Source organism: Halococcus sediminicola (assembly GCF_000755245.1).
GTDB classification, from domain to species: domain Archaea; phylum Halobacteriota; class Halobacteria; order Halobacteriales; family Halococcaceae; genus Halococcus; species Halococcus sediminicola.
The window spans coordinates 359,079-372,040 of record NZ_BBMP01000007.1 but is presented as its reverse complement, the minus strand read 5'-3'; the positions used below and the strand labels follow the sequence as shown (position 1 = coordinate 372,040).

Below are 12,962 nucleotides of genomic sequence, written 5' to 3'. Positions count from 1 at the left end.
CTCACAGCGGCGTCTCGTCCACTTCCTCGTCGGATTCGTACGGATCGACCACGCCACGATTGCGCTCCGCGTGCCAGGATTCCCAGCTATCGCGCCACTCGCTGGTTGCATCGAGACTCTCGGCCCCGTGGCGCGTGTGGCGCTCACGAATCCGGGTCAGTACTGGTGTGTTCATCGCGTCACCGGCGATGACGGCCTGTCCGGGCGTCAGCCCCGGAAGTTCGTCAAGCACGTCCTCGCCAGCGCTCTCGACCGATTGGCGGATCGCCTGCTGGTCGTTCGGGTTCTGGATCTGCATGATGATCTGCGTGCCACACTGCGAGAGCACGTCGGCGTCGAGCTTCGAGGGCCGCTGTGAGATGATGCCCACACCGAACCCGAATTTTCGACCCTCCGAGAGGATGGTCCGCAGAATCGGCAGCGAGCGGGCGCTGCCGTCCGGCGCGAAGCGATGGCCCTCCTCCAGCAGCGTGAACAGCGGGAAGTCGAGATCGTCGCCGTCGCCACGCATCGCGTCCTTGCGCGCCTCGTAGAGTTTCCGGAGCAGCGCGGCCGCAAGCATCTGCTGGTCGTCCTCCGAGAGGCGGTTCAACTGGAGGATCGTCACCTGTCCCGGCGCGACGAGATCGGTGAGATCGTTGCGCGCCGCGCTGGCGAACAGATCGCGATCGAGCGCACGATTGAGCCGCCATTCGAGTGCTCCGGCCGTGTCGCTATCCTGTCCGTCGATCTCGTAGCATTTGGAGGTGATGTCACGAACGCTGATCTGGTTGCTATCGCGCTGGAGCGCACGCCACGCCTGCTGGAGGAGATACTTCATCTTGTCGCTCGGCTTGTCGAGGAACGACAGCAGGTCGCCGTAGTTCAGGTCGGGGATCGCAACGGTGATCTCGTCGGGCGTGACGACGTTGACCTCGGGCGTGTACGCCCCGTCCTGAAACACCGAGGCATGCCCGTCCTTTCGCATCCCGTCGAGGGTGTCGTACTCGCCGTGCGGGTCGAAGACGCACATCGCGGCCCGCGACTGCGGGCGCAGCATCTCCTCGATGACGACGCTCGCGGTGTAGGACTTCCCGCTCCCCGTCGAGGCGAGCACCGCGAGGTGTGTCGCGGCGAACGAATCGATGGGCATGAAGACGTTCGCAGCCTTCGTCTCGCGGTTGAGCAGCCAGCCGACGTGGGCGGTGGCGCTCTCATCTTCCCAGTCCGCGGCCGGGAGCACCGCCTCCAGAAACTCGTCGTTTGCGAGCGCGACGCGCGAACCGGGGTCGGGCAGCGAGCGCGGGTTGGCGAAGGTCGCCATCTCCGCATCGAAGTAACCGACGACGCGCGCGGTCACGCGGTCGATCTCGACGTTACCGTTCGGCACGCCGAGCGCGTCCGCGACGGTCTCCGGCTCCACACCCGGATCGGCGAGGAACTCGCCGGGTAGCCCGCGCTCCTGCTCGGCGTTCGTGACGCGGGCGAGCACGTCGCGGGATTCACCCTCGACGGTCGTCTCGTAGACGACGAACTCGCCGGTTCGAACCTCGACCGTGTTCGGCGCGACGAACACGAACTCGTCGGCGCCCTCGCCGGGTTCGGCCACCGTGCCGACCACGGTCTCGGAGGCGGCGTCCATCCCGCGACTCGTGGGTGGTTCGGGCACGTCGCTCACCGAATCACCCCTCTATCGGAACTGGTCTCCCAGCGGACCTTCCGCTCGATGACGTCGAGCATCGCTTCCTGCTCGGTCTCCGCGCGCAGTCGTTCGATCAGCGAGAGCGTCACCTCCGCACCGAACCGCTCGGCGGTGGCGACGAGCCGGTCGTAGTATCGCAGCGCGAACTGCCCGTCGGGCCGGTGAAATCGTCGGAAGCCGGCGTCGGAGAGCTTCGACACCGAATCGTCGATATCGAGCGTCCACCGCGGCAGCTCCTGGGACACCGACGCGAATCCCTGCCCACCCTCGACCGGCGTCAGTTCGGCGGACCCGAGCAGCGCGATGCCGAGCAGCGTCTGCTTCTCGTCGACGTAACCCGGCACGAACAGTTCCTGATCCGGGGTCGAGAGCCGCGGCCCGTCGCGGCCTTGGTCGGGATTGACGAGCAGCGACTCGTAGACGACGCCGACGAGCGCGCGCTCCTCGCCGTGCACCGTCGTTTTGGCGTACACAGGCTGGCCGAACTCGTAGTCCTGTTTTTCGGGGACCCGCTCGCGCTCGTGGTCGCGGTACACCTCTGCGACGTAGTCCATCTGGCCGTTCGACTGGACGATACTGGCAATCGTGAGGTCATCGTCACCGATGACCGGTTCGTCGACTGTCATAGCTGTCTGATCTTTGTGGCCGAATTCGCTGCTCATCGGCGTCGTCGCTCCTTACTGAGCGTCTTCGCGTCCCATTCGATCGGCAGATCCTCTTGGTCGGCGAATTCCTGGACGAGCGAGAGGAACCGCTCTTTCGCGCCCATGTCCAAGACGGCGTTGGCGTCGGCCTGCTGGAGGATCTCCGGATAGCCGCGCCCGACGCCGGTCTCAGCGCGAACGACGTCGAGGACGTGCTCGGTCCAGCCGTCGCGCTGGACCCACTCGGGGAATTCGAGGTAGTCCATCGCGCTGCCGCCCGGCACGTCGAGGTACGTGAACAGCACCTCCTCCTCGTAGCCGTATTCGGTGTTCTCGTAGACGTATTCGAGTTCGTCGACCGTACTGTCCCACCTGTTGACGAACACCAGCGATCGGTCGCCCCAGTTCTCGGTAAACCCATCGAGAATGCGTGCGTCAGCAACGGTCGGCTCGTCGGAGAGCAGTTCGGGATACGTCTGCTGCAGCATCTTCGCGATGTTCTTTCGTTTCGTTCCTGCGACGTAGCCGACGACGGGGACCTCGTGATGTTCACTCACCGCGAGGATCTCCGCCATCGTTTCGTGGTAGTTCTCGCGCACGTCCGGCGCATACGTATCCGCGAACGACGGGACGAGCGCTCCGTCGTAGACGATGACCGGTGTCGGCTCGTAATCGGCGAACTTCTTGATACACCCGACGACCGTCGCTCCTTCATCGTAGTAACGCTCGTGGCTCGGGGCCTGTTTATCGGGGTACCGGACACCGTCGCCATCGCCGGATGATTCGGTGACTGCTTCGGGCCCGAGGATTCGGGGCTCCACGTCACCGTCGTAATCACCATCGGGATCGTGATGGTTTGCGGTCCACGCGACCTGTACGAGACCGAGCGGAACAGTGAACTCCGTCGTCGGCCCGAGTTCGGAACCATCGGCGGCGATAGTCGTGACACCTTCCAGGACATCTTTCGCGAACCGATTGATCGCTTCGTGGTTCTCCCACGAGGCAGAGATGTCGAACGGGTCGACCGGTCGGTCGTGCTCGTCCCAGTCCGCGGTCGGCAGCGCGCCGGGATAGGCGTTCGTGTCGAACCGCTCGCGGAGACGGTCCGCATCATATTCCGCGAGCGCATCGTCGAATGCATCACGATATTTCGCCACGACCCGTTCGTCGTCAGTGTATTCTTTGATCTCCTCAGTGTAGTTCTGGAGATCGTTCGCCACCACACCGGGATAGAACGGCATCAGTCACTCACCACCCGCGTCAGCTCCCGATCCTCGTCTTTTTCGAGTTCGACCGCCCGCTCGGTCATCGACTCGAAGGTCCGGTCGTGGCTGACGACGAGCAGCTGGTTCAACTGATCGAAGCGCTCCAGTTGGCTCACGAGGTTCTCGCGCTTGCCCCGGTCGAGGTTCGCGGTCGGCTCGTCGAGAAACGCCATTCCGACCGAGGCGAGGCGTTCGAGAACCGCGAGCCGAACCGACAGTGCCGCGGCCATCTTCTCGCCGCCCGAGAGCGTATCGAACGGCTTGTTCTGCCCGCGCACGCGAACCCGGAGGTTGTACGTCTTGTCCCAGACCAGCGTCTCGGTCGGGGCGGCACGCAGTTCCTGATAGATGGCGTTCGCCCGGTCGCCGATCTCGCTGGTCGTGAGGTCGCGGAGGTCCTCGGCTCCCTGCTGGAGGCTGGTTCGCGCCCACCGGGCAAATTCTCTATCGCGTTCGAGTTCGCTCATCTCCGCCTCCAACTCACCCTTCCGCTCGCGCTTTTCTTCGAGGTCGTCGAGGCGCTTGCGTGCCTCCGCGAGGTCCTCTTCCCTGTCCTCGCGCTGCTGCTCGCGCTTGGCGCGGGTCTCACGCCGCTCACTCAATTCCTCCTTGATGTCGTCGAGTTGTGCTGCATCGAATTTCTCGTCGAGTTCCGCGACGCGTTCGTGGACCGATTTTCGCTCGGCGCGCAACCGCGCCAGCGCCTCACCCTCCTCCTCGACGGTTTCCTGTCGCTCGTCGAGGCTCTCGGCGACGGGTTCGTTCTGGATGTAGGTTCGATGGGCGGCCTCGGTTTCGTCGATGGTCTCCTTCGCCGCCTCGATATCGTCGTCGAGACCGTCGAAGTCGGCGAGTTCGTCGCCGAATTCCCGATAGGCGACGAGTCGCTCGCCGAGGTCATCGCGCGCATCGTGGAGCGTTTCGGCGGCTCCATCGGCGCTCTCGATGGCCGCCTTCGCGGTGTGGTACTCGTCTGCCACGCCCTCGCGGTCGGCCATCGCCTCGCGCTTGTCGGGCAGTTCCTCGACGCGCGTTTCGAGGGCGTCGCGCTCGGCTTCGAACTCCTTCTTTTCGGCCTCCAGTTCGGCGACGTCGTCCTCGATGGTATCCAGTTCGCGTTCGAGCTGTGGAATCCGGTCGGTCGCCTCCTTCGCCTCTCGCGCCGCCTCGATGCGCTCTTCGATGGTTTCGATCTCCGCCTCGATGGTCGACAGTCGCTCCTCGGTGAGCATCTCGATACGCTCGCGATTGCGCTCGATGACGCTCTCGCGGTGGTCTGCGGTCACGGGCTGGTCGCAGGTCGGACACGAGACCTCGGTATCGTCGATGTCGATGGCTCGCAACTCCTCGTTCTGTGCACGCAGTTCCTCGCGTTCGGCTTCCAAGGACTTGCGCTCGGCGAGCAGGTCCTGGCGGTCGTCCTGTCGCGCGGCGAGCGTTTCGGCCTCCTCGCGCTGCGCTTCGGCTTCTTCGATGGACGATTCGCGTTCCGCGGCCTCGGCCCGTCGCTCCTCGATGTCGTCGTCGACGTCCGCCAGTTCATCCTCGATCTCGTCGAGGCGCTCGGCGTCGTCCTCCAACTGCGACACCGCCTCCCGGAGCTCCTCGTGGCGCTCCTTTTCGGGTTCGAGTTCGCGCACCCGCTCGCGTGCCCGCTCGGCCGCGCAGAGGTCGTCTTTGGCCTCCGCGACCCGATGCTTGAGCAAGTCGATCTCGTTTCCGGCCTCGTTGCGCTCGTCGTCGAGGTCCTCGCGCTCGCTTCGGCGCTCCTGCAACTCGTCGAGACGGTCCTGTGCCGCCTCGTGGCGCTCGTAGCCCTCACGAACCGATGCGAGCGTCTCGCCGGCTTTCCTGGCCTCGTCGCGGCGCTCCTTCGCGGAGTCGAGGCTCTTCTCCTGTGCCGGAATCTTCGTGTCGTCGAGCGTCGCCAACTCCCGTTCGGCCTCGTCGAGGTCCTCCTCGACTCCTTCGAGGCGTTCGCGCTCGTCGTCCAGTTCCTCGATGTCCGCTTCCAGCGTCTCGATCTCGTCGGCCAGTTCCTCGATGCTCGCTTCGTACTCCTCGACGCGCGCTTTGATCTCCGGAAGGTCCTCCAGTCTGGTCGCGAGACCGATGATCTCGTCGCGGTGGTCCTGAATGTCGTCGTCGAACTCCTCGTCGAGTCCGCCGAGGGATTTGTAGGCTTCGCGGTAGCGCTCGATGTCGAACAGTGGGTCGAACGTGTCGATGCGCTCGGTCTCGGTCTTCGTGAAGTCCGCGAGGAAGTCGGTCTGGGCGACGCCGACGCTTCGCTCCCAGACCTGAGAGAGGTCGTCGGGGTCGCCGACGCCGAGTTGCTCGCAGAGCCAGCCCTTGATCTCGCTCGTCCCGTCGAGCGAGAGACGGTCGCCGTCGGCGTTCTCGACCTCGTACGTCGACCGGCCGGCCCACCGACGCACCGTGTACTCCTCGTCGGTCGCGCGGTTGGTGAACGTCACGGTGATCTCGCCCGCCGACTCCCCGTCGCGCACGAGCCGTTCCTGATTGCTGAACGGATGGCTGTCGAACAACGCGTAACCGACGGCCTCCTGGATCGTGCTCTTGCCGGCCCCGTTGTCGCCGAGGATGGCCGTCACGCCCGCCCCGAGGTCGATGGTCGTCTCCTCGCCGTAGCTCTTGATTCCATCGAGAGTCACCCGCTCGATGACGATGCTCATTCGCTTCCCCGCGCGTCGAGGGTCTGCTGGCTCGTCCGTCCCTCGCTCGCAGCGTCGTCGCTCGCCGTCTCACCAGTCTCCGCGCCATCACCGGTCTCCACATCCGCACCCGCCGGCTCGTCGCCGGACTCGGCCGCACCGTCGGGGAACAGCTCGCGCCGGCGCTCGCCGAGGTAGTCGGCGACCTCGCTCACGCCCTCGCCCTCGTTGGTCACGAGTCCTTCGAGTTCGTCGAGCGTCCGCGCTACGGCCTCGGTCTCGGCGCTGTAGCGTGATTCGCCCGCGATGGTGGTGAAAACCCGTTCCTGAAGGACGTCGGTATTGACGGTGCCGTCGGCGTCGAAGGCCTCGTCACGCTCGACGTCGCCGAGCAGCTCCGCGATGGCCTTGCGCTCGGTGTTGTTCGTCGGCTGCACATGGATGGCATCGAGCCGGTCGGCGGCGAGGTCGCGCAGCGCCTCGACGTCGAAGCTCCCGTGATCGAGCAGGAGCGTACCGACGAAGCGCACGTTCACGACCGGTGCGCGGCGGTTGCCGTTTCCGTCGCAATGAATCTCGCGCTCGCAGGTGCGTTCGACCGACGGGCGCTCGTCGTCGAGCGCCGCCGCGAACTCGACGCGGAGGTCTTCGAAGGTGCGATAGTCCGACACGTCGAAACTCATGGTGTGGTACGGCCGGCGATGCGAGAGGCGGTGCTCGGCGGTCCCGTCCTCGGTGTCGAAGACATAGTAGCCGTGGGCCTCGTCCCACCGGCCTTCCTGGATGTCGAGCGCTTCGAGACTGCCCGGATTTCGGCCGACGGTTCCGGTCTCGTACTGTTTGTGGATGTGGCCGAGCGCGAGGTAGTCCACCCGCTCCTCGATCGGCGTCAGCCACGCGCGCTTGACGGTCGCGCCGAGGTCCGGCACCGCGTCGTCGACGCCGAAGTGGGCGAGCAACACGGTCGTATCGGCCGGCCCTTCGCGCTCTTCGACCGCTCGGATGCCGTCGGCGACCTTCGGGAGGTCGGTGTCGATGTACGCGCCGCGATACGGCACGCCGAAACAGCGCACCGTCTCGCCGTCCGACTCGATATCGACGAACCCGCCGCCGCCCTGCCGTGGTTCGGCGAGATCGGTCCGGACGAACGCTGGTTCGTCCCGCGGAGTTCCCGACAGCAGCGTGACGAGACCGCTGTCGTTGAGATACTGCAGCCACGTCAACTCCCGCCGGGTACTCATGCTCTGGTCGTGGTTGCCCGGCGAGACGAGTACGGGCACCTCGACGTCGGCGAGCAGCGACTCGGCTCGCTTGAGGGTCTTCGGACTCACGTCGCGCGAATCGAAGAGGTCGCCCGGAATCAGGATGGCCGTCACGTCGTGTTCACGGGTCTTCTTCAGGAAATGCTCGAAAGCAAGCCTGACGTCGGATTCGCGCTGTGAGAGGTCGTACTGTCTGTGGCCGAGGTGGATGTCGGCGGCGTGTGCCAGCCGCACGTCACCACCCCTCACGCGCTGTTCGACCGGTCGAACGGGACGAGTGGGGAATCGAACGGATCGACACGATACAGGAACTCGCCACGCGACGGGACATAAATCTGGGCAAAGCAGGGTGAAAGTGACGAGCCACGCCGATGCGACGGGTTCCGGGCGTGCTCGAAACGACCGAAACGGCGGGCCGGAACGACTTTTACCGAGACGCGAGAGGGTAGGCGTATGATCGACGAGACGGTCGAGGAGATACGCGAGATGCAGACCCACAGCTCCTCGGTGGTCGCCGTCAAAGCCGCCCACGCACTCGCGTCGCTCACCGAGCGCGAGTTCCGGAGCCTCGACGACTATCTCAGGGACGTCGAGCGCAACTCGACGGCACTGCGACAGGCCAACCCCTCACACGCCTCGCTGCAGAACACCCAGCGCGAGATCGTCGACGCACTCGACGAGGACTTCCCGGATATCGAGGCGGCCAAAGCGCGCACCCGGGAGGCGGTCCGGGAGGTCGTCGAGCGCGTCGAGATGGCCAAACGCCGGGCCGCCGAGTACGGCGCGATGGCGCTTGAGGACGGAATGACGGTGTTGACGCACGACTACTCCTCGACGGTGCTGGAGGCCATCGAACTTGCCGGGCGCGAGGGAGCCGAACTCACAGTATATGTAACCGAGGCCAGGCCACGCTATCTCGGGCGCAAGAGCGCGCGCACGCTCGCGGCCATCGACCCCGTCGAGACACACCTCGTCGTCGACAGCGCCTGCGGCCACTTCCTGCCCGAGTGCGACAGGGTACTGATGGGAATGGACTGCATCGTCGGCGAAACCCTCTACAACCGCATCGGCAGCCTACCGATCGCCGCGACCGCCGCCGAGACCGACACGCCCGTCACCGTGATCGGCTCCGGCGCGAAGGTGATCGACGAGGGGTTCGTCTTCGAAAACGAGTTCCGGGCGAGCAGCGAGGTGATGCGCGAACCCGCCGAGGGATTTTGGATCGAGAACCCGGCCTACGACGCGACGCCGCTGCGCCTCGTCGATTCGGTCATCACCGACGAGGGTATGCGCTGAGGCGCGATGGCAGTCGTCGAGAGGTGATTAGTCGTCACGGACAGACGAGTTTGCGGGGACGGTTCGTGATGGCGAACTCACAGTGGGGACAGCGATAATCGACCCGTTCGGGGTCGCTCTCGTCGCGTTCGACACGCCAGTCGCCATCGACGGGGCTGTCGTGGCCGCACGCGGGACAGTAGAGCACCGCCTTGCGCGGCGCGCCGCTGTCCGGCGGATGGATGTCGGAGGGCGTCATCGATTCAAGATACGGCCGCGACGGCAATAGGGTTGACGGCTAGCGGCGTTCGATGGTGTTCGTTTCCAATCGATGGTGATGATTGTCGAATCGGGGAAAATCAGTACTGATACCGATGGACGTCGTCTTGGCTCTGGGTCTGGCTCTGCATGTCCATTCCGCCGGCCATCTCGTCGTAGGTCATCCCCGAGAGGTACTCGTCGTAGGTCACGTCGTAACTGCTGCGGAGGTGGAAATCGAGCCGGCCGGTCTCGACGGTGGTCTGAAACAGGGTGTGGACCGCCCGCCGGAGCAGTTCGTCGGTCTCGTCGGGACCGAGTGCAGCCGTCAAGAGCGCGAGTTCGTTGCGCGTCTCGCGGTCGAGACCCGTGGTTATCTCGTCGCCGAGGTCGGTGTAGCGTGATTCGACGTCGTCGGAGAGGTCGTCGAGGCTCATGGCCGGTTTCGACCCGCTGACTGCAAACCGCTTTCGGGTCGGCGCGTTCGGGACCGCCACGCGTATGACCCGTCTCGTCGTACGCGAACCGATGAGCGAGTCCGCGTCCTCGTTGCCGGACGACCTCGATAGCGTGCGCCGTGCGCTCGTCGAGTGGTACGAGGGGGACCATCGAAAATTCCCGTGGCGCGAGACGACCAACCCCTACGAGATCCTCGTCTCGGAGGTGATGAGCCAGCAGACCCAACTCGACCGCGTGGTGGCTGCGTTCGCGGACTTCGTCGAGCGGTGGCCCGATGTCGAGCGCCTCGCAGCCGCCGACCGCTCCGCCGTAGTGGGATTCTGGAGCGACCACAGCCTGGGCTACAACAATCGGGCGCGCTATCTCCACGAGGCGGCCGGGCAGGTCGTCGCGGAGTTCGATGGCGAGTTTCCCGAAAACCCCGACGACTTACAGGAACTACAGGGCGTCGGTCCCTACACCGCGAACGCGGTGGCGAGTTTCGCCTTCGACAACGGCAACGCGGTGGTCGACACCAACGTGAAGCGCGTGCTCTACCGGGCGTTCGACATGCCCGACGACGATGCGGCCTTCGAGGACGCCGCTGGGGAGTTGCTGCCCGACGACGAATCGCGCGTCTGGAACAACGCGATCATGGAACTCGGCGGTGTGGCGTGTACGAAAACGCCCGCCTGCGACGAAGAATCCTGCCCGTGGCGCGGCTGGTGTGGGGCCTACGCGACGGGGGATTTCAGCGCGCCCGACGTACCCACCCAATCGCCCTTCGAGGGGAGTCGCCGGCAGTTCCGGGGTCGCGTCGTCCGCGTGCTCGGCGAGTACGACGAACTGGCGCTCTCGGAACTCGGTCCGAGAGTGCGTGTCGATTACACGCCGGAGGGCGAGCACGGCCGCGACTGGCTCCGGGGATTGCTCGCCGACCTCGAAGACGACGGGCTGGTCGCGCTCGATACCGACGGCGAGACGTCGGCCCGGCTGCGGCGCTGAGGCGCGCCGACCGTCGGTGCTTTATCCTTCACTCTCTCATCGTGGCCATGACTGACCGTCCACACGTCGTGGCGCTCGCCGGCAGCCTCCGGGACGAGAGCTATACACGCCTCGCGCTCGAAATCACGCTGGCCGAAAGCGAGGCGATGGGCGCGACCACCGACTGCATCGACCTCCGTGACCTCGACCTGTCGGTGTTCGACGCCGACGCGCGCGACACTGGCGACGTGGCCGTGCTCAAAGAGCGAGTTCGGGCGGCCGACAGCGTTCTCCTCGGGACACCCACTTATCACGGGTCGTACTCGTCGGTGCTGAAGACCGCGCTCGATTACTGCGGGTTCGACGAGTTCGAACACACTACTGTGGGCCTGCTGTCGGTCTCCGGCGGGGCCTTTCCCATCACGCCGCTCGATCACCTTCGCTCCGTGGCGCGGGCGCTCAACGCGTGGGTCATTCCCCATCAGGCCGCCGTTCCGCAGGTCAGTGAAAAGTTCGAGCACGGCGAACTTCTCGACGAGAGTTCCCGCGAACGCGTGGCGACGCTCGGCCGGCGGGCGGTCGAGTACGCGACCATCGAACCCGACCCGCCGTGTCTCGAAAGTACGCAAAACGTCGGTGCCGACGACTGAATCCCGCTTTAGAGGATGAGCGAGACGATGGCGAGGACAACGAAGACGATGATGAGAATGCGAGCGATTCCAGCGGAGAGACCCGCGATGCCCTGCGCGCCGGCGAGGTAGGCGACGATGGCGAGGACGATGAAGACCACCGCCAGGTAGAGGAAGTCACCCGAGAACTGGAGCGCCGTGCCGGCGAGGGCGAGGGCGTTCATCGGTGAGCTACCCCCGCGAGGGCGATCGATCGTTTCCGAACGCTATCGGCTGTGAGAGATGTTCGAAACATCGTTTACAGCCACTGCCTACACCAGTATTGACGGTAGGGCTTGCACTTGCCGGCGTTATATACTGGCCCACGCTCGCGCCCGGTATCGCCATCGGCCGGCCGCGGGGTCGATGGCCCGTCGACGGGTTACGGAAATTTGGGGAAACGGTTTTTTCGTGAGCGGGTCTCGACCGGCTATGAATCGCACGTTCACCGTCGGTGTCCTCCTCACGGTCGGCGGAACGGCCGGCTACGTGGTTGGCGTTGCGACACCGTATCCGGGGCGGGAACTCTCGCTTCCCGGCGTGATGGTGGGGCTCACGCTGCTGACGGTCGGCGAGTCCGATTCGGAGGATCGATCGTGACCGTCGCTGCGCTGTCGGCGGGTTCCGAGGGGGTACGGCTTCACGAGGACTTTGAGGCCGCACGGGACACATCCGGGACGGCGTGGGTACACGTCACCGGCGATGGGACCGAACTGACGCGCGTCGCGGCGGTGTTCGACATCCACCGACTCTCCGTCGAGGACGTGCTGAACGGCGTCCGCCCGAAGACCGAGTCGTTCGACGGCTACACGTTCGTGCTGATGCGAACCGTCGAACTCCGCGGGGACGCCACCACGTTCGCCGAGGAGATATCCGACGAACCGGTCGGACTGTTCGTCGGGCCGGACTGGCTCGTCAGTTTCACGCCGTCATCGATACCGGCCGTCGAGCGGGTCTGGGCGGCGACGCGCGATCACGGTCGGGCGCTCGGGCGCGGCCCGGATTTCGTTGCCTATCGCATCGTCGACGGGACGGTCGAAGACTACTTCGCCACCCTCGACGAGATCGAGTCTCGCATCGAACGCATCGAGGAGGAGTTACTCAGCGCCCCGTCGGTCGAGGATCTGAACGATATCAACGAGGTACGCCGCGACCTGCTGGCCGTGCGGAGACTGCTCTGGCCCACTCAGCGGGCGGTCGGCACGCTCGCCGGCGGCGGTGCGGAGTGGGTCGCCGAGACGACCGAGAAGTACTACCGCGATGCCTACGACCATCTCACCCAGCTCGTGGCGCTGACCGAGACCTACCGCGACCTCCTCATCGGCTCGCGGGAACTGTATCTGAATGCCCTCTCGGCGTCGACCAACGAGGTGATGCGAGTGCTTACCGTGGTGGCCTCGATCGTGCTGCCGCTCTCGCTCGTGGCCGGCATCTACGGAATGAACTTCAAAGGCGGGGCGGTCGCCATGCCCGAACTCGGCTGGCCGTTCGCCTATCCGGCGGTTCTCGCCGGGATGGCGGCGATCGCGCTCGTGCTCGTCGTTTACTTCCGCCGGGAGGGCTGGCTCTAGTCCGCCATCGAGAGGGCGAGAGTGAGAACTGTAGACGGAACGAATCGATCGAAACGGGCGACCGGACGAACGGTTTCGAAGCGCTTAACAGCGAACCGCCGAAACGGACGACAACTCGCTGGGGACCGGGCACCGGCGGGCACCTGCTCGTGTGAACGCCACACAGCGGGCCGGTATGTGGCCTGTGGCGCGACCGTGCGGCGGTCGTCGCCCGAGGGCTGAACCACCAACGCCCGCAGAT

At 65.4% G+C, this 12,962-nt stretch carries 13 protein-coding genes; 5 read left to right on the top strand and 8 right to left on the bottom strand.

The window, feature by feature from the left end; translation table 11 throughout:
* Position 1: 1 nt before the first annotated feature.
* Genes ACP97_RS06070 through ACP97_RS06050 form a run of 5 tightly spaced genes read right to left on the bottom strand, consistent with a single transcriptional unit; the run spans position 2 to position 7,761 of the window.
* Positions 2-1,657 (bottom strand): ATP-binding protein, encoded by a 1,656-nt coding sequence (locus ACP97_RS06070; RefSeq protein ID WP_049996934.1) that lies wholly within the window; start codon positions 1,655-1,657, stop codon positions 2-4.
* Positions 1,654-2,343: a hypothetical protein gene (locus ACP97_RS06065; protein ID WP_237561105.1), complete on the bottom strand. Its 690-nt coding sequence runs from the start codon at positions 2,341-2,343 to the stop codon at positions 1,654-1,656. The genes ACP97_RS06070 and ACP97_RS06065 overlap by 4 nt, the downstream gene beginning before the upstream one ends.
* Positions 2,340-3,566, bottom strand: a complete 1,227-nt coding sequence (locus ACP97_RS06060) for a DNA double-strand break repair nuclease NurA (RefSeq protein WP_049996933.1) — start codon at positions 3,564-3,566, stop codon at positions 2,340-2,342. Before ACP97_RS06060 ends, ACP97_RS06065 begins: the two co-directional genes overlap by 4 nt.
* Positions 3,566-6,286 carry an AAA family ATPase gene (locus tag ACP97_RS06055; protein WP_049996932.1) on the bottom strand — a complete coding sequence of 907 codons (2,721 nt, stop codon included), beginning with the start codon at positions 6,284-6,286 and terminating at the stop codon, positions 3,566-3,568. Before ACP97_RS06055 ends, ACP97_RS06060 begins: the two co-directional genes overlap by 1 nt.
* Positions 6,283-7,761 carry a metallophosphoesterase family protein gene (locus ACP97_RS06050; RefSeq protein ID WP_049996931.1) on the bottom strand — a complete coding sequence of 493 codons (1,479 nt, stop codon included), beginning with the start codon at positions 7,759-7,761 and terminating at the stop codon, positions 6,283-6,285. Before ACP97_RS06050 ends, ACP97_RS06055 begins: the two co-directional genes overlap by 4 nt.
* A 219-nt stretch (positions 7,762-7,980) precedes the next feature.
* Here ACP97_RS06050 and ACP97_RS06045 point away from each other — a divergent pair, with 219 nt between their 5' ends.
* On the top strand, positions 7,981-8,823 hold the full coding sequence (locus tag ACP97_RS06045; RefSeq protein WP_049996930.1) for a translation initiation factor eIF-2B: 843 nt from the start codon (positions 7,981-7,983) through the stop codon (positions 8,821-8,823).
* Between the two features lie 34 nt (positions 8,824-8,857).
* Here the strand turns inward: ACP97_RS06045 and ACP97_RS06040 are convergent, their stop codons facing one another.
* Together ACP97_RS06040 and ACP97_RS06035 are read right to left on the bottom strand one after the other, a co-directional pair.
* The gene (locus ACP97_RS06040; RefSeq protein WP_049996929.1) at positions 8,858-9,061 is read right to left on the bottom strand and encodes a hypothetical protein; all 204 of its coding nucleotides are present in this window, start codon (positions 9,059-9,061) and stop codon (positions 8,858-8,860) included.
* A gap of 100 nt (positions 9,062-9,161) precedes the next feature.
* Positions 9,162-9,497: a hypothetical protein gene (locus tag ACP97_RS06035; RefSeq protein WP_049996928.1), complete on the bottom strand. Its 336-nt coding sequence runs from the start codon at positions 9,495-9,497 to the stop codon at positions 9,162-9,164.
* 91 nt (positions 9,498-9,588) lie between these two features.
* Here ACP97_RS06035 and ACP97_RS06030 point away from each other — a divergent pair, with 91 nt between their 5' ends.
* Positions 9,589-10,503, top strand: coding sequence for an HhH-GPD family protein (locus tag ACP97_RS06030; protein WP_049996985.1), 915 nt, complete (start codon positions 9,589-9,591; stop codon positions 10,501-10,503).
* Between the two features lie 47 nt (positions 10,504-10,550).
* Positions 10,551-11,132 carry an NADPH-dependent FMN reductase gene (locus ACP97_RS06025; RefSeq protein ID WP_049996927.1) on the top strand — a complete coding sequence of 194 codons (582 nt, stop codon included), beginning with the start codon at positions 10,551-10,553 and terminating at the stop codon, positions 11,130-11,132.
* A gap of 8 nt (positions 11,133-11,140) precedes the next feature.
* On the opposite strand, the gene ACP97_RS06020 is transcribed toward ACP97_RS06025, so the two are convergent.
* Positions 11,141-11,335, bottom strand: a complete 195-nt coding sequence (locus ACP97_RS06020; protein ID WP_049996926.1) for a DUF1328 domain-containing protein — start codon at positions 11,333-11,335, stop codon at positions 11,141-11,143.
* Between the two features lie 247 nt (positions 11,336-11,582).
* Between ACP97_RS06020 and ACP97_RS20350 the strand changes: the two genes are divergently transcribed.
* Both ACP97_RS20350 and corA read left to right on the top strand, forming a co-directional pair.
* Positions 11,583-11,750 (top strand): hypothetical protein, encoded by a 168-nt coding sequence (locus tag ACP97_RS20350; RefSeq protein ID WP_202593566.1) that lies wholly within the window; start codon positions 11,583-11,585, stop codon positions 11,748-11,750.
* The gene (gene corA / locus ACP97_RS06015; protein ID WP_049996925.1) at positions 11,747-12,721 is read left to right on the top strand and encodes a magnesium/cobalt transporter CorA; all 975 of its coding nucleotides are present in this window, start codon (positions 11,747-11,749) and stop codon (positions 12,719-12,721) included. The genes ACP97_RS20350 and corA overlap by 4 nt, the downstream gene beginning before the upstream one ends.
* The last annotated feature ends 241 nt before the right edge of the window (positions 12,722-12,962 follow it).

Coding starts and splice junctions, on each gene's coding strand:
- ACP97_RS06030 (WP_049996985.1), top strand. CDS start 9,589: ATGAGCGAGTCCGCGTCCTCGTTGCCGGACGACCTCGATAGCGTGCGC.
- ACP97_RS06060 (WP_049996933.1), bottom strand. CDS start 3,566: ATGCCGTTCTATCCCGGTGTGGTGGCGAACGATCTCCAGAACTACACT.
- ACP97_RS06020 (WP_049996926.1), bottom strand. CDS start 11,335: ATGAACGCCCTCGCCCTCGCCGGCACGGCGCTCCAGTTCTCGGGTGAC.
- ACP97_RS20350 (WP_202593566.1), top strand. CDS start 11,583: ATGAATCGCACGTTCACCGTCGGTGTCCTCCTCACGGTCGGCGGAACG.
- ACP97_RS06025 (WP_049996927.1), top strand. CDS start 10,551: ATGACTGACCGTCCACACGTCGTGGCGCTCGCCGGCAGCCTCCGGGAC.
- ACP97_RS06065 (WP_237561105.1), bottom strand. CDS start 2,343: ATGAGCAGCGAATTCGGCCACAAAGATCAGACAGCTATGACAGTCGAC.
- ACP97_RS06055 (WP_049996932.1), bottom strand. CDS start 6,286: ATGAGCATCGTCATCGAGCGGGTGACTCTCGATGGAATCAAGAGCTAC.
- ACP97_RS06040 (WP_049996929.1), bottom strand. CDS start 9,061: ATGACGCCCTCCGACATCCATCCGCCGGACAGCGGCGCGCCGCGCAAG.
- ACP97_RS06035 (WP_049996928.1), bottom strand. CDS start 9,497: ATGAGCCTCGACGACCTCTCCGACGACGTCGAATCACGCTACACCGAC.
- ACP97_RS06045 (WP_049996930.1), top strand. CDS start 7,981: ATGATCGACGAGACGGTCGAGGAGATACGCGAGATGCAGACCCACAGC.